The 22,488-nt window shown below is 43.3% G+C and carries 21 protein-coding genes; 6 read left to right on the plus strand and 15 right to left on the minus strand.

Going from position 1 to position 22,488, the window contains the following annotated elements:
• Window positions 1-14 precede the first annotated feature (14 nt).
• The 7 genes from AR1Y2_RS14975 to AR1Y2_RS15005 form a co-directional block, all read right to left on the minus strand.
• Window positions 15-887, minus strand: a complete 873-nt coding sequence (locus AR1Y2_RS14975) for a class II fructose-bisphosphate aldolase (protein ID WP_137329695.1) — start codon at window positions 885-887, stop codon at window positions 15-17.
• 81 nt (window positions 888-968) lie between these two features.
• Window positions 969-1,469, minus strand: a complete 501-nt coding sequence (locus AR1Y2_RS14980) for a hypothetical protein (RefSeq protein WP_137329696.1) — start codon at window positions 1,467-1,469, stop codon at window positions 969-971.
• A gap of 13 nt (window positions 1,470-1,482) precedes the next feature.
• Window positions 1,483-2,844: a PTS galactitol transporter subunit IIC gene (locus AR1Y2_RS14985; protein WP_137329697.1), complete on the minus strand. Its 1,362-nt coding sequence runs from the start codon at window positions 2,842-2,844 to the stop codon at window positions 1,483-1,485.
• Window positions 2,845-2,876: 32 nt separating this feature from the next.
• Window positions 2,877-3,161, minus strand: coding sequence for a PTS sugar transporter subunit IIB (locus AR1Y2_RS14990; protein WP_137329698.1), 285 nt, complete (start codon window positions 3,159-3,161; stop codon window positions 2,877-2,879).
• 50 nt (window positions 3,162-3,211) lie between these two features.
• Window positions 3,212-3,676 (minus strand): PTS sugar transporter subunit IIA, encoded by a 465-nt coding sequence (locus tag AR1Y2_RS14995; RefSeq protein WP_137329699.1) that lies wholly within the window; start codon window positions 3,674-3,676, stop codon window positions 3,212-3,214.
• The gene (locus AR1Y2_RS15000) at window positions 3,657-5,723 is read right to left on the minus strand and encodes a BglG family transcription antiterminator (protein ID WP_137329700.1); all 2,067 of its coding nucleotides are present in this window, start codon (window positions 5,721-5,723) and stop codon (window positions 3,657-3,659) included. Before AR1Y2_RS15000 ends, AR1Y2_RS14995 begins: the two co-directional genes overlap by 20 nt.
• Before the next feature lie 449 nt (window positions 5,724-6,172).
• Window positions 6,173-8,101 (minus strand): BglG family transcription antiterminator, encoded by a 1,929-nt coding sequence (locus AR1Y2_RS15005; RefSeq protein ID WP_137329701.1) that lies wholly within the window; start codon window positions 8,099-8,101, stop codon window positions 6,173-6,175.
• A 1,063-nt stretch (window positions 8,102-9,164) separates the two neighbouring features.
• Here AR1Y2_RS15005 and AR1Y2_RS15010 point away from each other — a divergent pair.
• Window positions 9,165-10,079: a nucleotidyltransferase family protein gene (locus AR1Y2_RS15010; RefSeq protein WP_137329702.1), complete on the plus strand. Its 915-nt coding sequence runs from the start codon at window positions 9,165-9,167 to the stop codon at window positions 10,077-10,079.
• A gap of 264 nt (window positions 10,080-10,343) precedes the next feature.
• Here the strand turns inward: AR1Y2_RS15010 and AR1Y2_RS15015 are convergent, their stop codons facing one another.
• The 8 genes from AR1Y2_RS15015 to AR1Y2_RS15050 all read right to left on the minus strand — a co-directional run bounded on the left by AR1Y2_RS15015 (window position 10,344) and on the right by AR1Y2_RS15050 (window position 17,211).
• Window positions 10,344-10,757 carry a 3D domain-containing protein gene (locus AR1Y2_RS15015; RefSeq protein WP_137329703.1) on the minus strand — a complete coding sequence of 138 codons (414 nt, stop codon included), beginning with the start codon at window positions 10,755-10,757 and terminating at the stop codon, window positions 10,344-10,346.
• A 340-nt stretch (window positions 10,758-11,097) separates the two neighbouring features.
• The gene (locus AR1Y2_RS15020) at window positions 11,098-11,919 is read right to left on the minus strand and encodes a P-loop NTPase (protein WP_137329704.1); all 822 of its coding nucleotides are present in this window, start codon (window positions 11,917-11,919) and stop codon (window positions 11,098-11,100) included.
• Window positions 11,920-11,921: 2 nt separating this feature from the next.
• Window positions 11,922-12,578 carry a ribulose-phosphate 3-epimerase gene (gene rpe, locus AR1Y2_RS15025; protein ID WP_137329705.1) on the minus strand — a complete coding sequence of 219 codons (657 nt, stop codon included), beginning with the start codon at window positions 12,576-12,578 and terminating at the stop codon, window positions 11,922-11,924.
• Between the two features lie 94 nt (window positions 12,579-12,672).
• Entirely contained in the window at window positions 12,673-14,313 is a 1,641-nt protein-coding gene (locus tag AR1Y2_RS15030; protein WP_024726442.1) for a Na/Pi cotransporter family protein, read from the minus strand.
• A 120-nt stretch (window positions 14,314-14,433) separates the two neighbouring features.
• Window positions 14,434-15,516, minus strand: a complete 1,083-nt coding sequence (locus AR1Y2_RS15035) for a PTS fructose transporter subunit IIC (protein ID WP_024726441.1) — start codon at window positions 15,514-15,516, stop codon at window positions 14,434-14,436.
• Between the two features lie 25 nt (window positions 15,517-15,541).
• A complete protein-coding gene (locus tag AR1Y2_RS15040; protein ID WP_039946376.1) occupies window positions 15,542-15,847 on the minus strand; it encodes a PTS fructose transporter subunit IIB in 306 nt (101 codons plus the stop codon).
• A gap of 13 nt (window positions 15,848-15,860) precedes the next feature.
• Window positions 15,861-16,310 carry a PTS sugar transporter subunit IIA gene (locus AR1Y2_RS15045; protein WP_137329706.1) on the minus strand — a complete coding sequence of 150 codons (450 nt, stop codon included), beginning with the start codon at window positions 16,308-16,310 and terminating at the stop codon, window positions 15,861-15,863.
• A 22-nt stretch (window positions 16,311-16,332) separates the two neighbouring features.
• Window positions 16,333-17,211 (minus strand): ketose-bisphosphate aldolase, encoded by an 879-nt coding sequence (locus tag AR1Y2_RS15050; RefSeq protein WP_137329707.1) that lies wholly within the window; start codon window positions 17,209-17,211, stop codon window positions 16,333-16,335.
• 302 nt (window positions 17,212-17,513) lie between these two features.
• Between AR1Y2_RS15050 and AR1Y2_RS15055 the strand changes: the two genes are divergently transcribed.
• From AR1Y2_RS15055 to dhaL, 5 genes are all read left to right on the plus strand, one after another.
• Window positions 17,514-18,518, plus strand: coding sequence for an aldose 1-epimerase family protein (locus tag AR1Y2_RS15055; protein WP_137329708.1), 1,005 nt, complete (start codon window positions 17,514-17,516; stop codon window positions 18,516-18,518).
• Window positions 18,519-18,679: 161 nt separating this feature from the next.
• Window positions 18,680-19,876, plus strand: a complete 1,197-nt coding sequence (locus tag AR1Y2_RS15060) for a cupin domain-containing protein (protein ID WP_137329709.1) — start codon at window positions 18,680-18,682, stop codon at window positions 19,874-19,876.
• A 15-nt stretch (window positions 19,877-19,891) separates the two neighbouring features.
• Window positions 19,892-20,749: a sugar phosphate isomerase/epimerase family protein gene (locus AR1Y2_RS15065; RefSeq protein WP_137329710.1), complete on the plus strand. Its 858-nt coding sequence runs from the start codon at window positions 19,892-19,894 to the stop codon at window positions 20,747-20,749.
• Window positions 20,750-20,761: 12 nt separating this feature from the next.
• Window positions 20,762-21,853, plus strand: coding sequence for a dihydroxyacetone kinase subunit DhaK (locus AR1Y2_RS15070; protein ID WP_243118776.1), 1,092 nt, complete (start codon window positions 20,762-20,764; stop codon window positions 21,851-21,853).
• Window positions 21,840-22,478 (plus strand): dihydroxyacetone kinase subunit DhaL, encoded by a 639-nt coding sequence (dhaL, locus tag AR1Y2_RS15075; protein ID WP_137329711.1) that lies wholly within the window; start codon window positions 21,840-21,842, stop codon window positions 22,476-22,478. Before AR1Y2_RS15070 ends, dhaL begins: the two co-directional genes overlap by 14 nt.
• The last annotated feature ends 10 nt before the right edge of the window (window positions 22,479-22,488 follow it).

Consider the following 22,488-nt stretch of genomic DNA (forward strand, 5'->3'; position numbering starts at 1 on the left):
GATTTCCCTCCATATCATTTCTTTTGAAATACTTTGATCGCCTTTTTTACATCTTCCTTGACCGCCTCTGTGGCCGCCAGGGACATAGAATCGTAAAACAGCGGCTTTGTTTCATCTTCCCAGTATTCTTTGGAAGCCTTTCCGCCTGCCGTGTTCATGTAAGTATAATAGTTCACCTTGCAGATGCCGTTTTCAATGGCAATCTTGTAATCTTCCTCTGATACCCCGGATCCTCCGTGCATAACAAGAGGCACCTTGGCTGCATCCCTGATCCTTTTTACCCGCGGCAGATCAAGCTTCGGTTCTGTCAGATATACCCCGTGGGTTGTTCCGAACGCCACAGCCAGACAGTCCACTCCGGTCTTCTCTACAAATTCTCTGGCGACCTCAGGATCTGTGTAAATATCATCTAGATTCTCATAGTCGTCTTTGTTATCAGAACCGGATCCTTCCCCCTGTACAACCTCCGAGGTGAAGATATGTCCCAGCTCAGCCTCCACGCTGGCGCCAACCGCATGGGCGATTTTTACGATCTCCGCTGTTTCCTTTACATTGTCCTCAAAACTTTTGGCAGACGCATCGTACATTACGGAAGTAAAGCCGAGGTGGAGTGCCTGCACACATCGCTCAAAACTGCTTCCATGGTCCAGATGGAGTGCCACAGGCACTTTGGCCCGCTTTGCGTAGTATTTCAGGATCGGCCCGATCTCATCTAGGTCGATGAGATCGTCGTGACTCTGTGCGTGTTGTAAGATAACCGGGCAGTTTAGCTCTTCTGCTGCCTGAATGATCCCCCGTATCGCCTCCAGTGTCGTGCCATTAAATGCGCCGACCGCTTTTTTCTCTGTTTTTGCCTGATCTAATAGATCTTTTAATGTAACTAACAATTGATATCCTCCTGTTTCAATGACTTCACGCTTATCTATACCCAAAAGGGCATCCCGTGTTTTATGCCCTGTGTCTATATGCTACTGTTTCCCAAGTTTTCTCAAACGCTCTCTTCCCTGGGATCTTGCCTTGGATACGAGAGATTCAGGGTTGACTTTTGCGTCCAGGTCATAAAAGAACTCTTCCAGCTCCTTTTCACCAGAAAACTCAGATATCCTGACCCAGTACCTTCCTTTCAGGAGGCCGCCGTTGTCGATGGTCATATACATTCTCGTATTGCCCGCCAAAGGCCGCATGCTGTATTTCCTGATCTGGTTTATCTCATATTTATGGCTTCTGCCATAAGCGCAAAACTCAATGGATTTGTCTCTGTCAAGCAGGACCTCCGATGGGTTGCTCAGAGACACAAAAACGTTCCAGACATTATAAACGCACAGACCAAGGACCAACAAATACAGAAGCTGGTGTCCCCCGGCAAAGAACTGGAAGAGACAAAATGCTCCAATGGCTCCGGTAAAAATTCCAGGCAGCGTCATCTGTATGAAAAAATGAGATGGTTGATATAGATAGCGTTTCATCATTTTTTACCTTTCTTTATGCGTCAGCATGTAATTCTTTTGCTTCCTTGATGATACGTTTCCGGTTCATCAGTGCCAGCCCCACGGCTATTACAACTGCAATGATAACTCCCACAGCTCCGATGGAATGGGCCTTTACAAGGATCCATGACAACGGGTTGGCTCCGTCACAGATTGAGGAGATGGTCGCAGCCCCTTTTGGAATCGCAAAGTTGATAGATTTTGCTACGGCAGTGATGGATGGTGCAAGGTCTGTGGAAATATAAAGTCCTCCTACCAGGCAGACAATACCTGTGATCAAAGCACGGAATCCATTTCCTCCTACCAAAGGCACGATCAGTACAAACATATACGGCAGAACAGATAAGTCTGTCATCGGAAGCACTGTATTACCCGGAAGTACTACTGCCAAAAATACTGCCAGCGGAACTAAGATCAGGGAAACAGTCAGACACACTGGATGTCCCACTCCAACAGCGGAGTCAAGTCCAATATAAATCTTTCCTCTGTTTGCAAACTTAGATGATACAAATTCCTGTGCTGCGTCAGAGATTGGCATCAGACCTTCCATTAACAGAGCTGCCATCTTTGGGATCAGCACCATGACGGCACCTAGGGTGACACCGATCTGCAGTACACTCTGGAGATTATTACCCGCCAGTGCTGCGATGACGATACCAAGGACTGTTCCCACAAGCATCGGTTCTCCGAACACCCCAAAACGTTTCTGTAGTTTTTCAATATCTACATTGATGTTTTTTACTCCTGGGATGCAATCAATGATCTTATCAACAACAATTGCAATCGGTACAAATGCCGCTGTAAAACCATGGGGAATGGATACTCCCGGCATTCCAAGGGTCTCCTCAACTTTTGGCGCCGTATAGTCACCGATAACCATAACGATGACCATGTTGATGATCGCTGCGATCACTCCGTAAGCAAAATTTCCGGTCAGCGCATAGATCAGGGAACCTGTAAATGCGAAGTGCCAGTAATTCCAAATGTCCACATCCAGCGTCTGTGTTGTATTTGTGAGCAGCATGACAATATTAACGATCAATCCGATGGGGATGATGATCAGGCCGATGGTAGTACCAAAGGCAATCGCTGACGCCGCCGGCCAGCCGATATCTACTGTAGAAAGTGCCAGTCCGAAGCGCTGAGCCATCTGTTGAACTGCTGGTGCCAGGTTTTCTCCCATCAGTCCAGTAACCAGATTCAACCCAATAAAGCCGATTCCTACGGTCAGGCCTCCGCGCAGGGCCTTTCCAAATTTAGCCCCTAATACTACACCGATGATCGTCAAGATGATCGGCATCATGACACTGGCGCCAAGTTGGTTAATATAACTAAATACATCAATAATCGCTTGCATAATAATCCTCCTTTTTTATCCTCTTCTCCTTATTACTTCTGCATCTCTTCCAAGATAGAAGCATACAGCTTATCTACTCCAACTCCGGTTAACAGTGGTAGTCCAGCCAATACAGGACACTTCACATCGCCGCTGACTAACGTAGTAGAAACACAAAAATCAACGTTTCCGGATTTCTCAACGACCTCTGAAACCTGGCATTGTTCGATTTTGTATTTTCCCGCAAAACCGTGTTCGTCCAAATAAGCTGAAATTTTCTGGTTTGCAACAGTTGATGTTGCGACTCCTGATCCACATGCAATTAAAATTTTCTTCATGATACATTCTCCTTTATATATAAATTATTAATAAGTTCTATTTTGGGCTGTCAATTGATCAGATCACCTAAGACTTCTTCAATCTTCTCCACGCTGCCTGATTTAAGTACCGCCAATACATTCTGATCCTGGCATGCCTCGATGAGTTTTTGCAGCAGTCCCAGCTGTTCTTCTTTTTTCTTGATGGCCAGCATAAACAGAAGGGACACGCTGGTTTTCTCCCCCTCCATTCCCATGACACAAAAATCCACAGGTTCATCCAGCACGCCCAGACAGATGGCAGGCTTTTTCACATATTCAGGATCTGTATGAGGGATTGCCACATTGATGTCTCCGGTGGGAAGTCCAGTAGGGAAGTTCTCTTCCCGTTTTATAATGGCGTCATGGAACTCGTCTGTCACATAACCCTCCCCGAACATGGCATCTGCCATCTGCCCCAGCACATCTTTATCACTGGAACCTGACAAAGAAACTGCAAGGTAATGTTTGTCTGTGTTATTGGTTATCATCTTCATTGTCTTTCTCCTTATCATTTCTTGTTTCTAGATTTTTTAAAGTTTGCAGCAATGCTTTTGCATCCGGCATGGAATCTAATTTCTTCCGTATGTTTTCATTGCCGAAGATCATCATCAGATCATAGATGGCACTGTTGATACTTTTTGCGCTTTGGATGCTCATTCCGACCACATATCTCACCGGATCATTGGTTCCGCTGTGAAAATCTATAGGTTCTTTTAGTCTTAAGATCGATGCCGCCTCCTCGACCACACCCTGTTCGGCACTTGCATGGGGCAGTGCAGTCTCAGGGCAGACCACAATATAAGGACCATTTTTCTTAATGTTCATGACCATTTCTTCCACATATTCCGATTTCACTGCCCCTGTTTCCAAAAGCAGCTTACCCGACTGCCGCACTGCATCCTCCCAGTCTTTGGCCAGATACTCCACCTGGATCCTTTCCTCAGACAGCAGATCATAAAATGCTCCCTGGATATTGGCGTCAGACAGACTGGCTGTATCGGGTACCTTCTCTTTTACTGTCTGGTCACTTCCCTCGCGGATGTCCAAGACCATCCTCTGGATATCCAGAATGTCATCCTTATTAAGCATCGGTGAACGTACTTCCACGCAAGGCAGGTTCACATTGTCCAGCGGGATCGTGGAAATGATCATCTGGGTTCCATTTGTCTCGATCTCCTTCATATTATGGAAGGAAGAAATACTCACAACCTCGATCATGTCATCCAGCATCTGGAGTTTCGCCAGCATAAACTGTGCCGTTCCTCTTCCAGTAGCACAGACAAGGGCCACTTTTACCTTCTTACTTTTTTCGGTCTCAGCCCGCTCCTTTTCCAGAACTGAGGCAAAGTAAAGTACCATAAACGACATTTCATCCTCAGAAAACTTTTTCCCCACATACTCCTCCAGGGAACCAAGATGCTGCCGGACATTTTCAAAAATCTTCGGATAGTCCTGCTTTAATGTATCTTTTAAAGGATTCACCAGGATCTCACCGTTTTTTAAACGGTGGACCGCGGATTTCATATGGGCCACAAGCAGATCATACAGGGAAAAATCCAGGTAAAAATCAATTCCAAAGCAGGTGGAAATCTGATAGATGGTCTCCGCTATCATCACCTTTAATTCCAGCGCATTTGTTTTTTGGGCATCGTCCTTTAGGTAGCTTTTTCCGTTCAGGCATTCTGTATAATACAGAATCTCTACCTCACGAATATCTATGTCGTGCATTTCTGATATTTTCTCAAATAAGTTTTTACTGAACGTATATTTGGAACCTTCCTTCAGATAATTCCACTCGTTTGTATAATAGCCGGGCAGGAACTGCCTTCTTGTGATCCTGTTGGTGATGATCGTTAACTCCGTCACCGCTTCAAAGAAAGAATAGTCCGCAAAAAATGTCTGAAGTGCTTCTTCCTCTTCCAGAATGCAATTTTTGATCATCTCGTAATTTCCCAGACTGTCCGCTTCCTTGAGCAGCAGGTTCCAGAAAACGCTTAGATTATAGCCATTCTTATAGTAATTATCGTCTCCGTTCACTTCCAGCAATTTAAGAATCCCGTTCCTGATCTCCATCTCGGGCGCTTCGATGATGTAACCGCGTCTGACCTGTGACACCAGCGTCATGCCGTTTTCCTTAAACCAGGCTTTTAATTCTTGAAAGTCCTGTAGCAGCGTATTGCGGCTGACTCCGATCTTTTCTTTCAGCTGGTCTACGGTCACATATCCATTTGCGTTCAAAAGGATCATCGCAAGGATCGTGGAACGCTCTTTTTTTGAAAGGTAATAGGTATAGAAGTCATATTCTGAAATCATTTTTTCAAATGCCCGTATGTCGATCTTCGCATCAGATTCGATCCATAATTTCCCCTCAGCATCCGAAGCAATAACAGGCAGATGATGCGTTTCCAGATCTTTATTCAGCTCTTTTATATCCGCCCGAATGGTCCTCTCCTGTATGTTATATGTCTCCTCCAACTCAGAAACATCTGCATGAATACCAAGAATCAAATCCTTCAGGATCTTATTACTTCTTCTGTTCATTTTTCTCCTCCTTGAGCTTAATTCTATTCTAAATCTATTTTATTCGACAAAAAAGTCCAAACAAATGCAAAACAAATACATTAAATTGGGTTATTTTCCGGCAGCCAATTCTTTGATATCTGACTCTTTACTGTTTATTGTAATTAAAATCAGGACAGAAATCCGTTCTTTTGGATTTCTGTCCTGATTTTAATTATCACGATTCAGTTTTTTGGCAAATGACACAGTGCCTTTTGGCGTTTCTTCTATCCGGAAAGGCAGGGAACAGGATGGCACCCCGTTTTCATGAAATTGGGATCTACTTGCCCTTCATCAATATCGTGAACCAATTCCAGCGGGCATGTAAACTCATGACGGATCTTCAATACAAGCACCTCCTTCTTTTCTACTTTCAAAACAAAAGGCGGAAATCTATTTTGATCGTCCGCCTTTCATCAATTTCTTCTATATTAAATTGTATCTGTGCTGTTAATGCCTGTCTCCAGCGCTTCTTTTACTAACCGGATAAAATTAGGATATGTTGGATCCTCCACCAGACGTTCCACCAGAGATTTGTCTGCGAACATTTTGGAGAAATAATCCCAGAGCTGAAAGGCCTGCGGATTATTTTTTCCAATGTGCATCAGCATTACAAGGTGGACTTCGTTCTTCTCCTCATCCCAAATGACAGGCTCCTTGGATACACACACAGCCACAAAGGTATCCGATGAAACTGCATACATGGGATGGGGCACCGCGATCTGTTTGCTGAAAAATGTACTTCCGATCTCCTCCCTCTGGAGAACCTGGGAGTAAAGGTTCTCTACCTCAAAATAGGCGGTGGATTTCTCGCAGAGCATGCTGAGCACTTCTTCCTTGTTGGATGATCTCACACTGGAAAATAGCTCTGGGTGGAAGATCTCCGCCACATCCTCTATGTCCTTGAATCCATCAATGTTTAATTTAATGTTCATATAGTCATGCTGGTTGGGAAATGTATCCACATACATCGCCAAGCCTTTTTCAAAAAACTCTTCCTTTTCCGTTGTCAGAAAGATGTCGTATTCATCCAGCATATCCTCCGTCACATCCATGGGATTTACAAAGTCGATGACAGAGACATACTCAGAAAACCATTTTAATAGCGTCTGCTTCATGAGAAGCGTCATACTGTTTTTTAATGCGGAGATCACCAGGATCCTTTTGTTCCCCTGCCGGCTGTTTAATTCCAAAAGGCTGCTGTAGAAGTGGACAGCCAGAAGCGCCACCTCATCCTCGGATACTCTCTTTCCATACTGCTGATGGAGCAGAAAGGCAAAGTATGCCCCAATGTCATATCCCAGAGGAAACGTCTCACGGATATAGTTCAGCATATCATTTTTCACCTGCATATCGTACTTTATGCGGATACTCAGTGACATACAGTGCAACGCCAGAGTAATCCTTAAGTTAATGTTGTCTGTAAAATCTACTCCGAAGTTCCTCTTGATCTCCTCAAATGCCTGGGAAATAAAATTGTCCATCTCCTGGGTGATAGTATCGGAATCTCTGTTATTGCCCTGGCCCTTCAGGTACAAAGAAAAGTATCGGATTTCCTCCTCTGTGACCTTTAAGAAAAACCTGCGGCTGATCTTTCCAAAGACCGCTTTTGCGATCTCATACTCGTTTCCCAGCTGTTCTGTGATATCCAGTTCCCCCGGCTGTATGTAAAAGCCCTCTCCCATCCGGCCGATCATGATATTCAGAAACAAGATAGCATTGTTAAAATCCGTATCCATAATATGATATTTATAATTGACGAAAATATCGGTCAGTATATTCTTAATCTTAGCCAGCTGTCTCTCGTCGATATACACCATACCCTGTTCATTTTTTATGTGGGCCAGATAGAGATCCTGCTCTGCCAGACAGCGCCTTTTGTTGATCTCATACCCGTCGATCATGATCTTATTACTGCTTTTCAAAAGCTCCAGCTGAAACTTCTCCAGTATTTCTTCTACCTTTTTTAAATCATTCTGCAGTGTGGATCTTGACACATAAAACTTATCTTCCAGCTCCATAACCGACACGGCTCTGTGTCTGTTCAGAAGTAAAAGCAGTATTTTGCTGATGCGGCTTGTAGGATAATTGAGAGATACCGTTGTATACTGCTGGTACAGAGAGTTCACAAATGCAGAAAATTCATCATAGTTTTTCACTTGGATACAGCTCCCCTTGGAAGCCTTAGAGACCAATTCCGCACATGTCTCATCCATCAATTCCTTTTTAATCACTTTCATATCACCCTGAACCGTCCTAAGACTCACATCCAGTTTCTTCGCAAAATGAGACGCCGTCAGGTACTCATCAGAATGATTACAAAATTCTAATAAAATTTCAATTTGCCGTTGATTTAACATTCAAATCCCTCTTTTGTGCTGCTGTTCAATCCGCCTAATAATACGAATCTATTATACCTTATCGCGCGGAGCGCGCCAAGCCCTGAAAGGGCATAACATACGGGATGCCCTGTGGGTATACCTTATCGCGCAAAGCGCGTCCACCCGGAGGGTATAAAACACGGGATGCCCTACTGAGTATGAGTTATTTACCACTATTTCCGTCACGCTTTTGAAATGCGCTCCTCCAATAGTGGTAAATAACTTTCGTAAAGTGGCTCCTTTTGCTCCTATCAGTTTACATTTTGTGTGTTTTCATTAAACGTTACATATTCGTTCAGGCTTACTGGCAGTTCGTTAGAGAATAGATGAAATTTATAAAAATATAAGGTGCCATCCTACGATAGTTTTTCTCCGTTGTCGGAAGGAGGCCTTTCCAGAGCCGACTGGAGACAATGGAGAAAAACTATCGTAAATGGGGAAAGCTTGTGAAAAGAATTGACGATGCTATGTTGTTAGGAATTTTGTGTATAAAAAGAAAGGTCCAATGGCAATGGATCTTTGGAAGTGAAGAATTAATCCAGATGCAAAAGCTAACAAACTTAAAAGACTTATTTCGATTCAACACTTGTCAATGTTAATCCCGTTGTCTCAAGAAGATTAGTAAGAAGCAATATATATTTCAATACAACTCTTGTTAATGTTTATCGACTACGAAGGTTGATATTGAGGTTGAAAATCCGAAATTTCAATACAACTCTTGTTAATGTTTATCATATAACAGATTGAAAGGATTATTTTTCCAATGTGACATTTCAATACAACCCTTGTTAATGTTTATCCACCGCTTCTTCGCCGTTTCTTCTTTTTATTATAGTCAGTTTTCCTGATAAAATCAACGTTTCCTTTCTTTTTTCCCAACCGATTGTACTTTTTCTGTTTTTTCTCTGAAAACGTCTACGGTCCGCCATTTTATACGGTTTACAGGCATTTGTCTATATCTTGTGGTTGGGAAGATAAGCGTGCTTCGCATGTTTTTCTATGTTATAATGTTGTTCAGTAATTTGATTTGGAGGTAACAAAAGTGAAAAAACCAGCATTAGTGATTCTCGCCGCCGGTATGGGCAGCCGTTATGGCGGTCTGAAACAGATGGATCCAATGGATGAACAGGGACATGCCATCATTGATTATTCTATCTATGACGCAAAACGGGCCGGTTTCGGTAAGGTCGTTTTTGTAATAAAAAAAGAGATCGAAAAAGATTTTAAAGAGACTGTGGGATCCAGGATCCCCGACGGTATAGAGGTCTGCTATGCCTTTCAGGAAGTGGACAATCTTCCCGCCGGCTTTTCTGTCCCGGAAGGCCGGGTAAAGCCATGGGGTACTGCCCATGCAGTTCTCTGTGCAAAACCATTTATTCAAGAGCCGTTTGCTGTTATCAACGCTGATGACTACTACGGCATCCACGGCTATCAAGCCATGGCCCAATTCCTTATGAGAGAATCATCCTCTGCCAAAGCAAAATTTGCAATGGTCGGCTATCACCTTGGAAATACGGTCACGGACAGCGGATATGTATCCAGAGGAATCTGTAAAGTAGATGAAAACCGTCAGCTGGTTTCCATTACAGAACAGACTCATATTGAAAAGCGCGGAGATCACGCAGAATATACAGAGGACGATGGGAAGACCTGGACTTCTCTTTCCTTTGACACTCTGGTGTCCATGAACTTTTTTGGATTCCGCCCTATGATCATGGATGAATTAGAGACAGGCTTTTCTGAGTTCCTTTCCGCCTCCCTGAAAGAAAACCCGTTGAAATGCGAATACTTTATACCAAGCGTGGCCAGCCAGCTGATGGAGAACGGAAAAGCCACCATGGATGTCCTTGTCTCCAAGGATCAATGGTATGGGGTGACCTACAAAGAAGACAAACAGCATGTGATGGATGCTTTAAAAGCCATGAAGGAAGGAGGATTATATCCAGAACACTTTTAGGCAGCTTGTATAAGGAATCCTAAAACAATAGAGCAAAGTGGACAAGCCCACCTCATCTCCCCAACCCCTCACTCTTTGAGGGGCTTGACAACTTTGAGCACCAAATGCGATTTGACATAGTCAAATAGTTTCCTCACGCATTTGTGTGCATAATGGCCATAGGGCTTTTTTTCCATAGGGAGGTTCGAAGAACTTTCCTATGGAAATACAAAAGCAGAGAGAAGATCACTGATAAAGTGCCCTGCTCTCTGCTTTGTATTATATTTATTTTTTAATTTTGTAAACTTTTACGTTGTTCTTACGTCCGAACTGTTTTACCTTCTTATGGGATTTAAAGTAAACATCAATATGTTTTCCTTTTACTCCTCCCCCTACATCTTCGGCTACATAAGTTTTACCCTTGATCTTAACCTTGCTTCCCAGTTTGATCTTTCTCTTATCTACAGCGATCGTACGGCCCTGTTTTGCTTTTCTTCCGGTAGCGGTTCTGTTTCCATAACCTCCGCTGCATCGTTTACATCCGCAGTATGCTGTCAGTTTATATTTTCCTAAGTACTGTACTTTCTTTGATTTGGCTTCTGTTGATGATGAACCTGTGATAAATGTACCTGTTAATACTACGACCATCATGGTCAGCAATAAAAGTTTTTTCTTTGCTGCTATTTTTAATATCTTCATAATGTCCTCTTTCTAAAGTAAATCATTCTGGTTACTGTATAACCTATGATAGTTTTTTAAGATTTATTCTTACTTTTTAAATATTTGAAATATTTTTGTAACAACTTAGTGCTAGTTTACTTAACAATTGACGATTTGTCAACCGTTGTACTTAAAAAAATACAGTTTTCACCCAAATATCCCCAGATAATTATTACGGATCTATTACAAAAAAAGAGACAAATCCAAAGGATTCATCTCTTTTTTATTCAAGTCTATTTAAATTCATTAAAAAACTGATAATATTAGAAAGAATTCGACATTATGGTCAAATTACCAGGAAGCGGGCACTCCCTGTCTGTTATAGAGTCTCGATCACTCCATCTAAATACAATTCCTCTACGTCTTCAATCAGTCCTTCATCGCAGGCTTTTGTCAGCTTCGGATCGATTGGAAGCTTTCCTAGTACAGGAATCTGGTATTTATCAGCGATGCCGTCAATATGGCTCTCACCGAAAATAGAAATTTCCTTTCCACAGTCCGGACATTTAATGTAGCTCATATTTTCTACGATGCCAAGGATCCGGATGTTCATCATTTTTGCCATGTTGACTGCTTTTTCCACGATCATTCCAACCAGATCCTGAGGTGTGGCTACCACGACGATCCCGTCCAAAGGTACGGATTGGAAGACAGTCAGTGGTACTTCCCCTGTCCCCGGAGGCATATCTACAAACATTACGTCAATATCGCGCCATAACGTCTTGCCCCAGAACTGCTTGACCACATCGGCTACAACCGGGCCTCTCCAGATCACTGGCTGGGTCTCCTCCTCCAGCATGAGATTCACTGATACGACCTCGATACCAAAGTTAGTGAGAGCCGGAAGGATAATCCCTTCCTGATTGCCCAGCAGCCTTTCGTGCAGGCCAAATGCCTGTGGGATAGACGGACCCGTCACATCACCGTCCAAAATGGCTGCGTGGAGCCCCTTTCTGTTTGCGGCCACGGCCAGCAGGGCTGTGGTCATAGATTTGCCCACGCCGCCTTTGCCGCTCACAACTCCGATCACTTTCTTTACACTGCTGTCTTTGTATAATGGTTCCATAAAATCTGTCTGTGACTGCGTTCTGTCAGAACAGCTTTCGCTACAGCTGCTGCAGTCATGAGTACACTCACTCATCTCTAAACCTCCATTGCTTTAAAAAGTTTCTTTATATTTTCTTCTATATCTCCGTTAAAAACGGCAGATCCTGCTACGAATACATTGGCGCCACATTCCTTGATATGGGCGATATTATCAGCTGTCACGCCTCCGTCCACCTGGATATCCACATCAAGTCCCTTTTTCTCGATCATATTCCGTAAGTCCCTGATCTTTTGATCCATTGCTTCTATATAAGACTGTCCTCCGAACCCTGGATTCACTGACATGATGAGCACCATATCAAGGTCATCCAGCACATAATCCAACACACTCAGCGGAGTGGCAGGATTCAGCGAAACTCCCACTTTGCAGCCTTTTTCTTTGATCTGCTGGACCACACGGCCAAGATGGGTGCACGCTTCCGCATGTACTGTGATATAGTCTGCCCCGCAGGCAGCGAATTCGTCAATAAATCTTCCCGGCTCTTCTACCATCAGATGGACATCGAATACCTTGTCCGTTACGCTGCGGATGCTTTTGATGACCGGCATACCAAATGAGATATTCGGCACAAAGTCTCCATCCATCACATCGATATGGATCCACTGGGCCCCAGCGGCATCTGCTTTTCTGATATCGTCACCAAGTGTCTTGAAGTCTGCCGATAAAATCGACGGCGATAAAATGTATTCCATGCTACCTTCTCCTTTTTATCCACTAATACTCTAACAGTAGTATTATAACATATCCTCAGAGAAAAAAGGGGAAGAAAAGCTCTTCCCCTTTACACTAAACTTCTTCTGCAATTTCCCTCATGGCTTTGGCCATATTCCACAGGTGGTCCCCGATCCGTTCAAAGTCTACCAGCATCTCAGAGTAGATGATGCAAGCCTCGTCGTTACATTCTCCCCTCTTCATCCTTCTCAGATGGCTGTCGTAAAACTCTTGTGTCTTTGCATCCACAAAACGCTCCATCTCGTGAAGATCCTCAAGCCATTTCTTTGTATCCTGGATCTCTCTCTGGAAATACCGGAACATATTGTGGCAGATCTGTTTCATCTCTTTTAACTCCGCCCTGGCTTGGCGGGAAAACTTGATCTCCTTCTCCTCAATGATCTTTGTGTAATCACATATATTGACGGCATGGTCACCGATCCGTTCGATATTTCCTGTCATTTTAAAGTATAGACTGATGATCTCAGAAGTCTTCTCATTGGTCTCAGTCACCATCATCTTGGAAATGATCCCGGAAATTTCTTTGTTGAGGTAGTCAATATATGCCTCTCTCTCCTCCACTTCCTTTAACTTGTGGCTGTTTCCAATTAAGAAGGACTGGAAGCTTTCGTCCACATTTTCTTTTGCCATCTCAAGCATTCTCTGGATCTCTTTGCCCACTTCTTCCATATGAATGGCAGCGCCTCCGATCCTGGGATCCAGACCCGCATCCCAAGTCCTTAAATATTTCAAATGCTTCTGTTTCTGTTTTTCTTCTTCCTTCTCCGGCAGGATCTTCACCGCAAGAGATGCCAGCTGGTTTCCAAATGGGATGAGCAGAAAACTTGTGGCAAGATTAAACAGTGTATGCATATTCGCGATCTGTCTCGGCGCATTTCCCGGTGTCCAGGATGCAACCAGATCACTCAATGGAAGTGTCAGGCATATGGTTGTAAAAATAATAGTACCAATAATATTAAACAGCAGATGAATCACCGTAGTCCTTTTGGCGCTCCGCCCTGTACCGATGGCTGCAAGGATCGCCGTGATGCAGGTACCAATATTCTGCCCGAACAGTACAAACACCGCACTGTTAAATCCGATCAGTCCGCTGGCTGCCAAGGCCTGCAGGATACCCACAGATGCGGAGGAAGACTGGATCAGAGCTGTAAACCCTGCCCCTGCCAGGATACCGATCAACGGATTCGAGAATTTTGTCATCAGGTTAATAAATGCAGGTGCATCCCTAAGCGGCATCATGGCTGTGCTCATCATGTCCATTCCGATGAACAACACACCCAGGCCCGCGATGATCTGTCCTATGTATTGGATCTTTGGCTTTTTCAGAAACAAGACCATCGCAACTCCTGCAAAAGCGAAGATCGGTGCCATGGCCCCTACATCCAGAGCAATCAGCTGCCCGGTAATGGTTGTCCCAATGTTGGCCCCCATAATGATCCAGACTGCCTGATTCAACGTCATAAGCCCTGAATTTACAAATCCTACGACCATGACAGTCGTAGCGGAAGACGACTGAATGACGGCTGTGATCCCTGCCCCTACGGCGACTCCTAGAAACCGGTTGGACGTCAGTTTCTCTAAGATCCGTTTCATCCGGTTGCCCGCAGCTGCCTCCAGGCCGGAGCCCATCATCTGCATACCGTACAGGAACAGGGCAAGTCCTCCCAGCAGTCCTAATACAATCGTTGTATTCATATTTTTATTCTCCTTTGTCTCACAATCATTTCACCATAACTTAACAGCAATTTTATTTTACATGATTTTCGTGGAGAATAATGTTAAATCCTTGTAAAATTAACGTTAAACTTTATTTGGTTAACTAATCTTTAATGATGACAAATCAATTTCTTTTTCTTCAATTTCAACATTTCCTTTGACAGGTTTTCTTTTAAGGAACTGAAGCAGCACCGCAAATACACAGGAACCGATCAATAATGCCAAAAGCCAGTATTGCGGATGGTTAAATCCCGGAAGTGCAAAGAGCCCTCCCGTGGGAACCTTGGATGTAACGTTCAAAGCCGCACATACAGCACCACCCACGCCGGCACCTACACCGGTACAAATTGTAATCCGAATCAAGTCATTTAAAATGATGGGATAAGATCCCTCTGTTATCATACAGCATCCCATGACAAATGCTGATTTCAAGTTGTCTACTTCTTCCTTAGAAAAAATATCTTTCTTCATGATCTTAGATAAGAAATATCCAATCGTCAGGCCAAAAGGCGCTATCATTGATGCCTGCATCAAAATCGCAATGGGCCCACCGATTCCCTCTGCCATAACACCACATGCAAAAACAAAAACAACTTTGTTGATCGGGCCGCCGTAATCAACCGCCGACAATATTCCAACCAATATTCCAAATGGGATGATCATACCCGCATTGTTCTGCATATTCACCAAAAGATCTGTAATCGCATTGGTCAGCGCATTGATCGGAATTCCGATCACATATTTCATGACCAGCCCTACCGCCAGGGATCCGATCAGGGGAAGAATTAACTGAGGCAACAATCCTGCAACCCATTTTGGTACTTTCATAACTTTTAACAGATAAACAGTCAGATATCCGACCAGATAACCGCTGATTAGCCCCCCTAAAAAACCAAATCCCGCATCTTTACAGAGCAGTCCAAGGATGATACCGGGAGCAATGCCGGCTTTATCTGCTATACTATAAGATATCCCTGTGGAAATAACGATCGGGAGAAATCCCAGTGCAGTTCCACCGATGGTTGTCAAAAAGTCAGGGAAAGCAAGCTGTTTTGTAAAGTCTTCTACAGAGCTTCCTCCTGCAATGTTACCGATCACCATCAGCATACCTGCGGTACATACAAATGGGATCAGATATGAAATTGCTGTGAGCATATGTTTTTTTATTTGCAGTTCTTTCATATTATTTATCTCCTTCTATGATATTTTATACAAGCTCCTCTATCTTCTCTATTAATTTATTCGGAGACATGACCACTGTCTCTGTAGGCACTTCTACCACCTTTTTTCCCTCAAACCGATCTTTCCCGGAAATACTTACATCCGTCGCCAGAATGACGACATCAGCCGTCTCAATCTCACCGGAACTTAACGCATCCTCAACTCCGATCACCCCTTGTGTTTCCATATGAATCTTGTGTCCTCTCTTTCGGGCAGCATTCTCAAGCTTTTCTTTGGCAATATATGTATGGGCGATTCCAGCCGTACATGCCGCTACTCCAACAATGTTCATAGGTGCTCCTTTCTTATTCCAATGTCATTTTGATCTCTTCAACAGAACCTGCATTTAAGAGTTTTCCAACAACTTCGTCATTTCCCAGTTTCCCTGCTACTTGTGCAAGCAATTTTAAATGCTGCATAGCATTCTCATTATCAGTTCCAACTGCGAACAAAAAGATGACCTTGACTCCTCTTCCATCATGAGTTTCCCACTCAATCTCATTCTGAAGCTTTGCGATGGCGATCCCAACTTTTGATACGGACGGACTTTTTCCATGGGGGATGGCCACATAATTCCCAATCCCCGTACAACCCAGACTTTCTCTTTGCATAACATCTGCAATAAATCCGGCTGCATCATCAACATATCCTGCCTTTTGCAACATTTCTGTCATTTTTTTAAGCGCATCTTCCTTATTGACTGCGAAAAGATCGGAACGGATCACTCTGTCGTCTAAAACACTCTTAATATCCATGGCTTCTTCCTTTCAAAAAATATTATAATTTGTAATATTTCATTTTATCCGCATCATCAAACAAGTCAATTTTTTGATTTACAACCTTCTTCATGGCAGCAATACTGTCAACATACAGATCGAAGGGCTCTCTGATAACAGCATCATCCGCCAAAGTTTTTCTTGTCTGCTGATAAAAAGCATCTTTAATATCAGAAGATATATTAATCTTATTAACTCCCCGTTTTACTGCTTCTGCAATTTCTAAATCCGGGTTTGCTGAACCTCCGTGAAGTACCAATGGAATAGAAACTATATTTTTGATCTCCGTCAGCAATTCCTGCTCCAAGTGCGGTACAAAATCTTTCGGATAAATACCATGAGCCGTACCAATCGCAATGGCCAGCGTATCGCATTCTGTTTCCTCAACAAATTTCTTTGCGTCTTCCGGCTGTGTAAATACGATCTCTTTTGCTCCGATCTCACGGTTTCCTGAATCCTCTTTGATATCCCCAATGGTTCCAAGCTCAGCTTCTACAGATACGCCTAACGGGTGGGCGACTTTAATCACCTCTTTTGTAATGGAAATATTATCTTCAAATGATTTGCTTGATGCATCAATCATAACAGAAGTAAATCCGCAACGGATAGCTCTCTGTACTTGCTCCATCGTCTCACCATGATCTAAATGGATACACATAGGAACACGGGTTTTGTTAGCCTTGTCCTTACACATTTCAATAAAGCTGTCGCCCTGAAATTCCAATTCATTCGGATGAATCGCCAGAATAACCGGCGCCTGTTTTTCCTCACAGCATTCAACAACTGCGTTCAAAATCTGTCCGGTACCAATATTAAATGCCGGTACAGCGAAATTCTTCTCATTTGCGACTGCCAATAAATCTTTCATGTTCAATAACATAATGAAATCTCCTTTTGAATTTGATGGATGTTCTAGCAACTCTTCACAAAGGAATTTTATAGATGCATCTTACCTTTGTTGATTTTGATATTATAATATTAACTTTGCTTATGATATTTGTCAATCTTTTTATAAAATATTATTTTATATTTTTATTTTTTTATATACAAATTACAAAAAATATGCTAATATTCATTTAAATCCAGGGCCTATATAAAATATTATTTCTTATATAAGAAATATTATTTCTTTTGTAGCTTTTATCTGGTTAATATTACTTTAAATGTATTAAGGAGGTTTTTATGCAGCAGAAAAACTATATTGGACACCCTTCACAGATCATGGGTGTAGAAGAATACCGGCTGATGCACGGAAAAGGTGATCATATGCATATGCTTCACATACGGAATGGATTAGGCATGGAACTGGTAATTAATGCTGACCGCTGCGCCGACATTTCCCGGCTTTGCCTGGATGGGAAAAATTTAAGCTATACTTCCGTGGCAGGAGAAGTAGCCCCATCTTACTATACTTTGGGGCAGGATGGTTTCGGCTTTCTAAAATCATTTAACTGCGGTTTTCTCACAACATGCGGCTTTAACAACATTGGCTCTCCCAATGAAGATGAGGGGAAAATGCATGGTCTCCATGGAAATATTGGAAATACACCTTCCGATTACATCTATCACACTGAAAATGATAAGCAAATAGAGGTTCACGCACTGATAAAAGATCATGAGATCTTTGGAGCAAAATTCACATTAAAACGCGTTTTTACTATTTCAAAAATATCCAATCAGATTATATTGAAGGATAATATCCTGAATGAAGGTTCAAAAACAGAACCTCTGATGTATCTTTACCACATAAATCTTGGTTATCCGCTGTTAGATGAACATGCAGAAATCTACATAAATTCAGCCCATGTCTCACCGAGAGATGAGACGTCAAAAAAAGGGTTAAGCTCCTGGAATCAAATACTTCCTCCCACACCGAATTTTTCTGAACAATGTTTTTACCATACTTACAATACGGATACTGCAAACATGATGGTCTATAACACCAAAATTGAAAAAGGCATACAGATTCAGTTTCCTACCTGCCAGTTTCCTCAAAGTATCCAGTGGAAAATGATGGGGGAACGTGATTATGTTCTGGGACTGGAACCTTGTACTGCTTCCTTAGATGGCCGTCACCGGGTAAAGAACTCAGGGAATATCCTTTCTTTAGCTTCTGGAGAATCAAAGGAATTTTCTGTTACCGTCAATTTATTCACCAATAAGGCTCAATGGGAATCCTATTTATAAAGAACAAAGCGGGCTTGCTCACTTTGAGCGCCAAATGTAATTTAACGAAGTTAAATAATTTCCTTACACATTTGTGTGCTGCGCACGATAAGCTGTAGGAGGTTCCACAGGAATTTCCTATGACATAAAGAAACTATTCATCTTTTAAGGAGGTAATGAGAATGTCAACAATTAAGAAAGTATTTGAAGCAGGAAAAGGTATTTTACAGCTTACACCAACCTGGGTGCCAAGAGGATTCAACGAACCGGGACACAGGCTTCGTCTTCATCCCGATGACTATTATGCACTCGGCATGAGCCGCGGAGGAATCTGCGAACGCTGGCTCGGTTCCATAACAAAGGCTCTCAATGGTCCTGAGACCGGGGAGACAGAAGGCATGAGCTACGTGCTTGCAGATAAAAAAACAAAAGAAAAAATACTTCTCTCAAAGTTTGTAGATGAGTTGGGTTCTTCCCTGATCGGGGAAACATTGATGGAAAAGTACGGAACCTGGCCTGTTTTTGCAAAATTGTATGACTATGACAAGCCTCTATTCCACCATTTGCATTTGACAGAAGAGCGCGCAAATAAAATCGGAATGCATGGAAAGCCAGAAGCCTACTACTTCCCACCGCAATATAACTCTTCTTATCTGGGAAGATTCCCTCTGACTTATTTTGGTTTTGATCCGTCCACAACCAAAGAAGAGGTTATGGACTGTCTTAAAAATTACGACGTGAAAGATACAAGAATCACAGAACTTTCCAGAGCCTACCGTATTAAATTAGGGACAGGATGGTATACTCCGGCCGGTGTTATCCATGCCCCGGCCTCTGTGGTAACCTTTGAACCCCAGTGGAACAGTGATGTAAATACTATCATGGAAAATGTAACCATGGGTGAAGTAAACCCACATAATCTTCTGACCGACTGCGCTCCGGAAGAAGAAAAAAATGACCTGGATGCTATTTTTGCTCAGATTGACTGGGAGGAAAGCACACGCCCTGATTATAAAGAAACCTACTTCCGTATGCCGAAAATCAAGACAGAATCAAATAGAGCTATTGAAAAGTGGGTTGCCTATGCAAATGATTTTGTCGCTGCGAAAGAAGTCACTATACTTCCTGGACAAACTTATACTCTCACTGATCAGGCTGCATATGGTGCTGTGATCACACAGGGCCACGGAACTTTCGGCTGTTTTGAATGCGAGGCTCCGGGGCTGCTCCATTTTGACGATATTTCCGGTGATGAATTTTTTGTTTCTGAAAAAGCCGCAAAAAACGGCGTTATAGTTAAAAACACCAGTTCTTATGAATCCCTGGTAATTCTTCAGAACTATGCGAATAACAATCCTGAAGTACCAGCCAGCATCTAACTGAAAGGAGCTCTTATGAGAAATAAATTCGGAGTTGACAGTTTCATTTGGACTGAATCCTTTTCTGAAAAAGATTTATGGATCATCCCAAAGGCAAAAGAACTGGGATTTGAAGTCATTGACTTTGCGATCTCCAATCCATTTACATTTCCAGTAAAACAGGTAAAGGCTGAACTGGAACGGGTGGGTATTGACTGTGTCTGCACGACAACACTGACACCAGGGACGAACCCGATCTCCCCGGATCCAGAGATTAGGGCAGCGGGCGTCAAGGCCATGAAAAAATGCGTGGATATCTGCAACGAACTGGGAGCACCGATCCTGGGCGGAGTAAACTATGCAGGCTGGGGTTATCTCACAAAGAAACCAAGAACACAGGAAGAATGGGACTACGGTGTGGCATGTATGCGTGAAGTGGCTGAATATGCTAAAGAAACAGGCGATGTGACCATCTGTGTAGAGTGTGTCAACCGTTTCGAGACACATTTCCTCAACATTGCGGAGGACGCTGTTCAGTTCTGCAAGGATGTGGGAACAGGAAATGTCAAAGTTCATCTTGACTGCTTCCATATGATCCGCGAGGAGAAGAGCTTTGCCGGAGCTGTAAAGACCTGCGGAAAGGAATATCTCGGATATGTGCATGTCAATGAAAACGACAGGGGAATCCCGGGAACCGGATTGGTGCCGTTTAAGGAATTCTTCACGGCGTTAAAGGAAATCGGTTATGATGGACCGTTAGTCATTGAATCCTTTGACCCAAGCTTTGAAGAACTGTCCGGCAACTGTGCGATCTGGAGAAAGTTTGCTGATACAGGAGAAGAACTTGCCATTGAAGGACTTAAGAATCTGAAAGCCATCGCGGCTGAGATATAGGAGGGAGAACAGATGAATCGAATTGTAAACAATCCTGATTACGCTGTTGAGGATATGCTGAAAGGATTTGTAAAGACACACAAGGATATTGTGGCACCTACAGAAGATCCCCGTGTCCTGAAATATAAAGATGCACCGGTGGAAGGAAAAGTGGGAATTGTCACCGGAGGAGGTTCCGGACATAAACCAGCGTTCATCGGTTACATCGGAAAGAATATGTGTGATGCGGTAGCTGTGGGAGAGATTTTCTCATCACCTACGGCCAAAGCTTTTTTGGACGCCATGAAAGAGGCTGATTCAGGAAAGGGTGTTGCATGTCTTTACGGAAATTATGCCGGAGACAATATGAACGTCAAAATGGCTATGAGAAAAGCAAAGAAACTGGGAATCGATGTAAAAACAGTGGTTGCCAACGACGACTGTGCATCTGCTCCAAAGGATGAGCTGGAAAAACGCCGCGGTGTCGCCGGGGAAGTCCTCATGTGGAAGATCGGAGGCGCAAAAGCTTCCATGGGAGCAGACCTTGACGGTGTCATTGCCGCAGCACAGAAAGCCATCGACAACACCAGATCCGTAGGGATCGGTACTGCACCGTGCACCATCCCGGCAGTGGGACATCCAAACTTTGAGATCAAAGACGGGACCATGGAAGTGGGAATCGGACATCACGGGGAGCCGGGCATTAATGTACAGCCTTTAAAAACTGCAAACGAGATCGCAGATGAAATGCTGGATATCATTCTTCCGGACCTTCCTTTTGCAGAGGGTGACGAAGTTGTAGTGCTCCTCTCCGGATTAGGTGCCACACCTGTCATGGAACAGTACATTGTATATGACCGTGTAGAAGAAGTTCTCACTGAAAAAGGAATCAGTGTGCACAAAGCATATGTAGGAAATTATTTTACTTCTCTTGAAATGATGGGTGTCACACTCACTGTCATGAAGCTGGATGACGAACTGGAAGAATGCATCGACATGCCTTGCAACTCTGTCGGCTTAAAGCAGCTGCAGGGAATGACACGAGAAGCCAGAATAAACCGTGTAGCTATTCCTGTTAGTGCGGATAAAAATGATAATAAGGAGAAAGATAATGTCAAGTTTTAAAAATGCAGATGCAGGCGTTATCGTCGATCATCTGATCAAGACAATCCAGGAACAGAGAGATTACTTAAGCGAGATTGACGGAAAGATCGGTGACGGCGACCACGGCATCAATATGAACAAAGGGTTTACCATGTGTAAAGATAAACTGAAAGGCCAAGCCTATAACATGAGTGAAGGCCTGTGTGCTCTTGGGGAAACTCTTTTAGAGGATATCGGAGGTTCTATGGGGCCGTTATACGGACTTTTATTTGATGAGCTTTCTGCTGCAAGCGAAGATCAAGAGGACATTGATGTAGAGGTATTCGGAAAGATGATCACCGGAGCCGTGGAAGGGATCCAGGAGATCAGCCTTGCAAAGCTTGGAGACAAGACTCTTCTTGATACTCTGATCCCTGCAAAAGAAGCTTTCATAATAGCAAAAGAAGCAGGGAAAGATTTTTCTGAATGTCTGGATGCCATGAGGGATGCCGCTAAAAAAGGATGGGAGTCTACCAAAGATATGATAGCTAAGGTTGGACGGTCAAGCCGTCTAGGAGAACGAAGCCGCGGTGTTCTTGATGCAGGTGCAACCAGCTGCTATTTTATCCTAGATTGTCTTGCGTCTTCTATCCAGTCTATACTATAATTAGCTTATA

The organism is Anaerostipes rhamnosivorans (assembly GCF_005280655.1).
GTDB lineage: Bacteria > Bacillota > Clostridia > Lachnospirales > Lachnospiraceae > Anaerostipes > Anaerostipes rhamnosivorans.

What these genes read in the sequence shown, in the direction of transcription:
- AR1Y2_RS14980 (WP_137329696.1), bottom strand. Translation starts at nt 1,469, where the DNA reads ATGATGAAACGCTATCTATATCAACCATCTCATTTTTTCATACAGATG.
- AR1Y2_RS14985 (WP_137329697.1), bottom strand. Translation starts at nt 2,844, where the DNA reads ATGCAAGCGATTATTGATGTATTTAGTTATATTAACCAACTTGGCGCC.
- AR1Y2_RS14990 (WP_137329698.1), bottom strand. Translation starts at nt 3,161, where the DNA reads ATGAAGAAAATTTTAATTGCATGTGGATCAGGAGTCGCAACATCAACT.
- AR1Y2_RS14995 (WP_137329699.1), bottom strand. Translation starts at nt 3,676, where the DNA reads ATGAAGATGATAACCAATAACACAGACAAACATTACCTTGCAGTTTCT.
- AR1Y2_RS15000 (WP_137329700.1), bottom strand. Translation starts at nt 5,723, where the DNA reads ATGAACAGAAGAAGTAATAAGATCCTGAAGGATTTGATTCTTGGTATT.
- AR1Y2_RS15005 (WP_137329701.1), bottom strand. Translation starts at nt 8,101, where the DNA reads ATGTTAAATCAACGGCAAATTGAAATTTTATTAGAATTTTGTAATCAT.
- AR1Y2_RS15015 (WP_137329703.1), bottom strand. Translation starts at nt 10,757, where the DNA reads ATGAAGATATTAAAAATAGCAGCAAAGAAAAAACTTTTATTGCTGACC.
- AR1Y2_RS15020 (WP_137329704.1), bottom strand. Translation starts at nt 11,919, where the DNA reads ATGAGTGAGTGTACTCATGACTGCAGCAGCTGTAGCGAAAGCTGTTCT.
- rpe (WP_137329705.1), bottom strand. Translation starts at nt 12,578, where the DNA reads ATGGAATACATTTTATCGCCGTCGATTTTATCGGCAGACTTCAAGACA.
- AR1Y2_RS15030 (WP_024726442.1), bottom strand. Translation starts at nt 14,313, where the DNA reads ATGAATACAACGATTGTATTAGGACTGCTGGGAGGACTTGCCCTGTTC.
- AR1Y2_RS15035 (WP_024726441.1), bottom strand. Translation starts at nt 15,516, where the DNA reads ATGAAAGAACTGCAAATAAAAAAACATATGCTCACAGCAATTTCATAT.
- AR1Y2_RS15040 (WP_039946376.1), bottom strand. Translation starts at nt 15,847, where the DNA reads ATGAACATTGTTGGAGTAGCGGCATGTACGGCTGGAATCGCCCATACA.
- AR1Y2_RS15045 (WP_137329706.1), bottom strand. Translation starts at nt 16,310, where the DNA reads ATGGATATTAAGAGTGTTTTAGACGACAGAGTGATCCGTTCCGATCTT.
- AR1Y2_RS15050 (WP_137329707.1), bottom strand. Translation starts at nt 17,211, where the DNA reads ATGTTATTGAACATGAAAGATTTATTGGCAGTCGCAAATGAGAAGAAT.
- AR1Y2_RS15055 (WP_137329708.1), top strand. Translation starts at nt 17,514, where the DNA reads ATGCAGCAGAAAAACTATATTGGACACCCTTCACAGATCATGGGTGTA.
- AR1Y2_RS15060 (WP_137329709.1), top strand. Translation starts at nt 18,680, where the DNA reads ATGTCAACAATTAAGAAAGTATTTGAAGCAGGAAAAGGTATTTTACAG.
- AR1Y2_RS15065 (WP_137329710.1), top strand. Translation starts at nt 19,892, where the DNA reads ATGAGAAATAAATTCGGAGTTGACAGTTTCATTTGGACTGAATCCTTT.
- AR1Y2_RS15070 (WP_243118776.1), top strand. Translation starts at nt 20,762, where the DNA reads ATGAATCGAATTGTAAACAATCCTGATTACGCTGTTGAGGATATGCTG.
- dhaL (WP_137329711.1), top strand. Translation starts at nt 21,840, where the DNA reads ATGTCAAGTTTTAAAAATGCAGATGCAGGCGTTATCGTCGATCATCTG.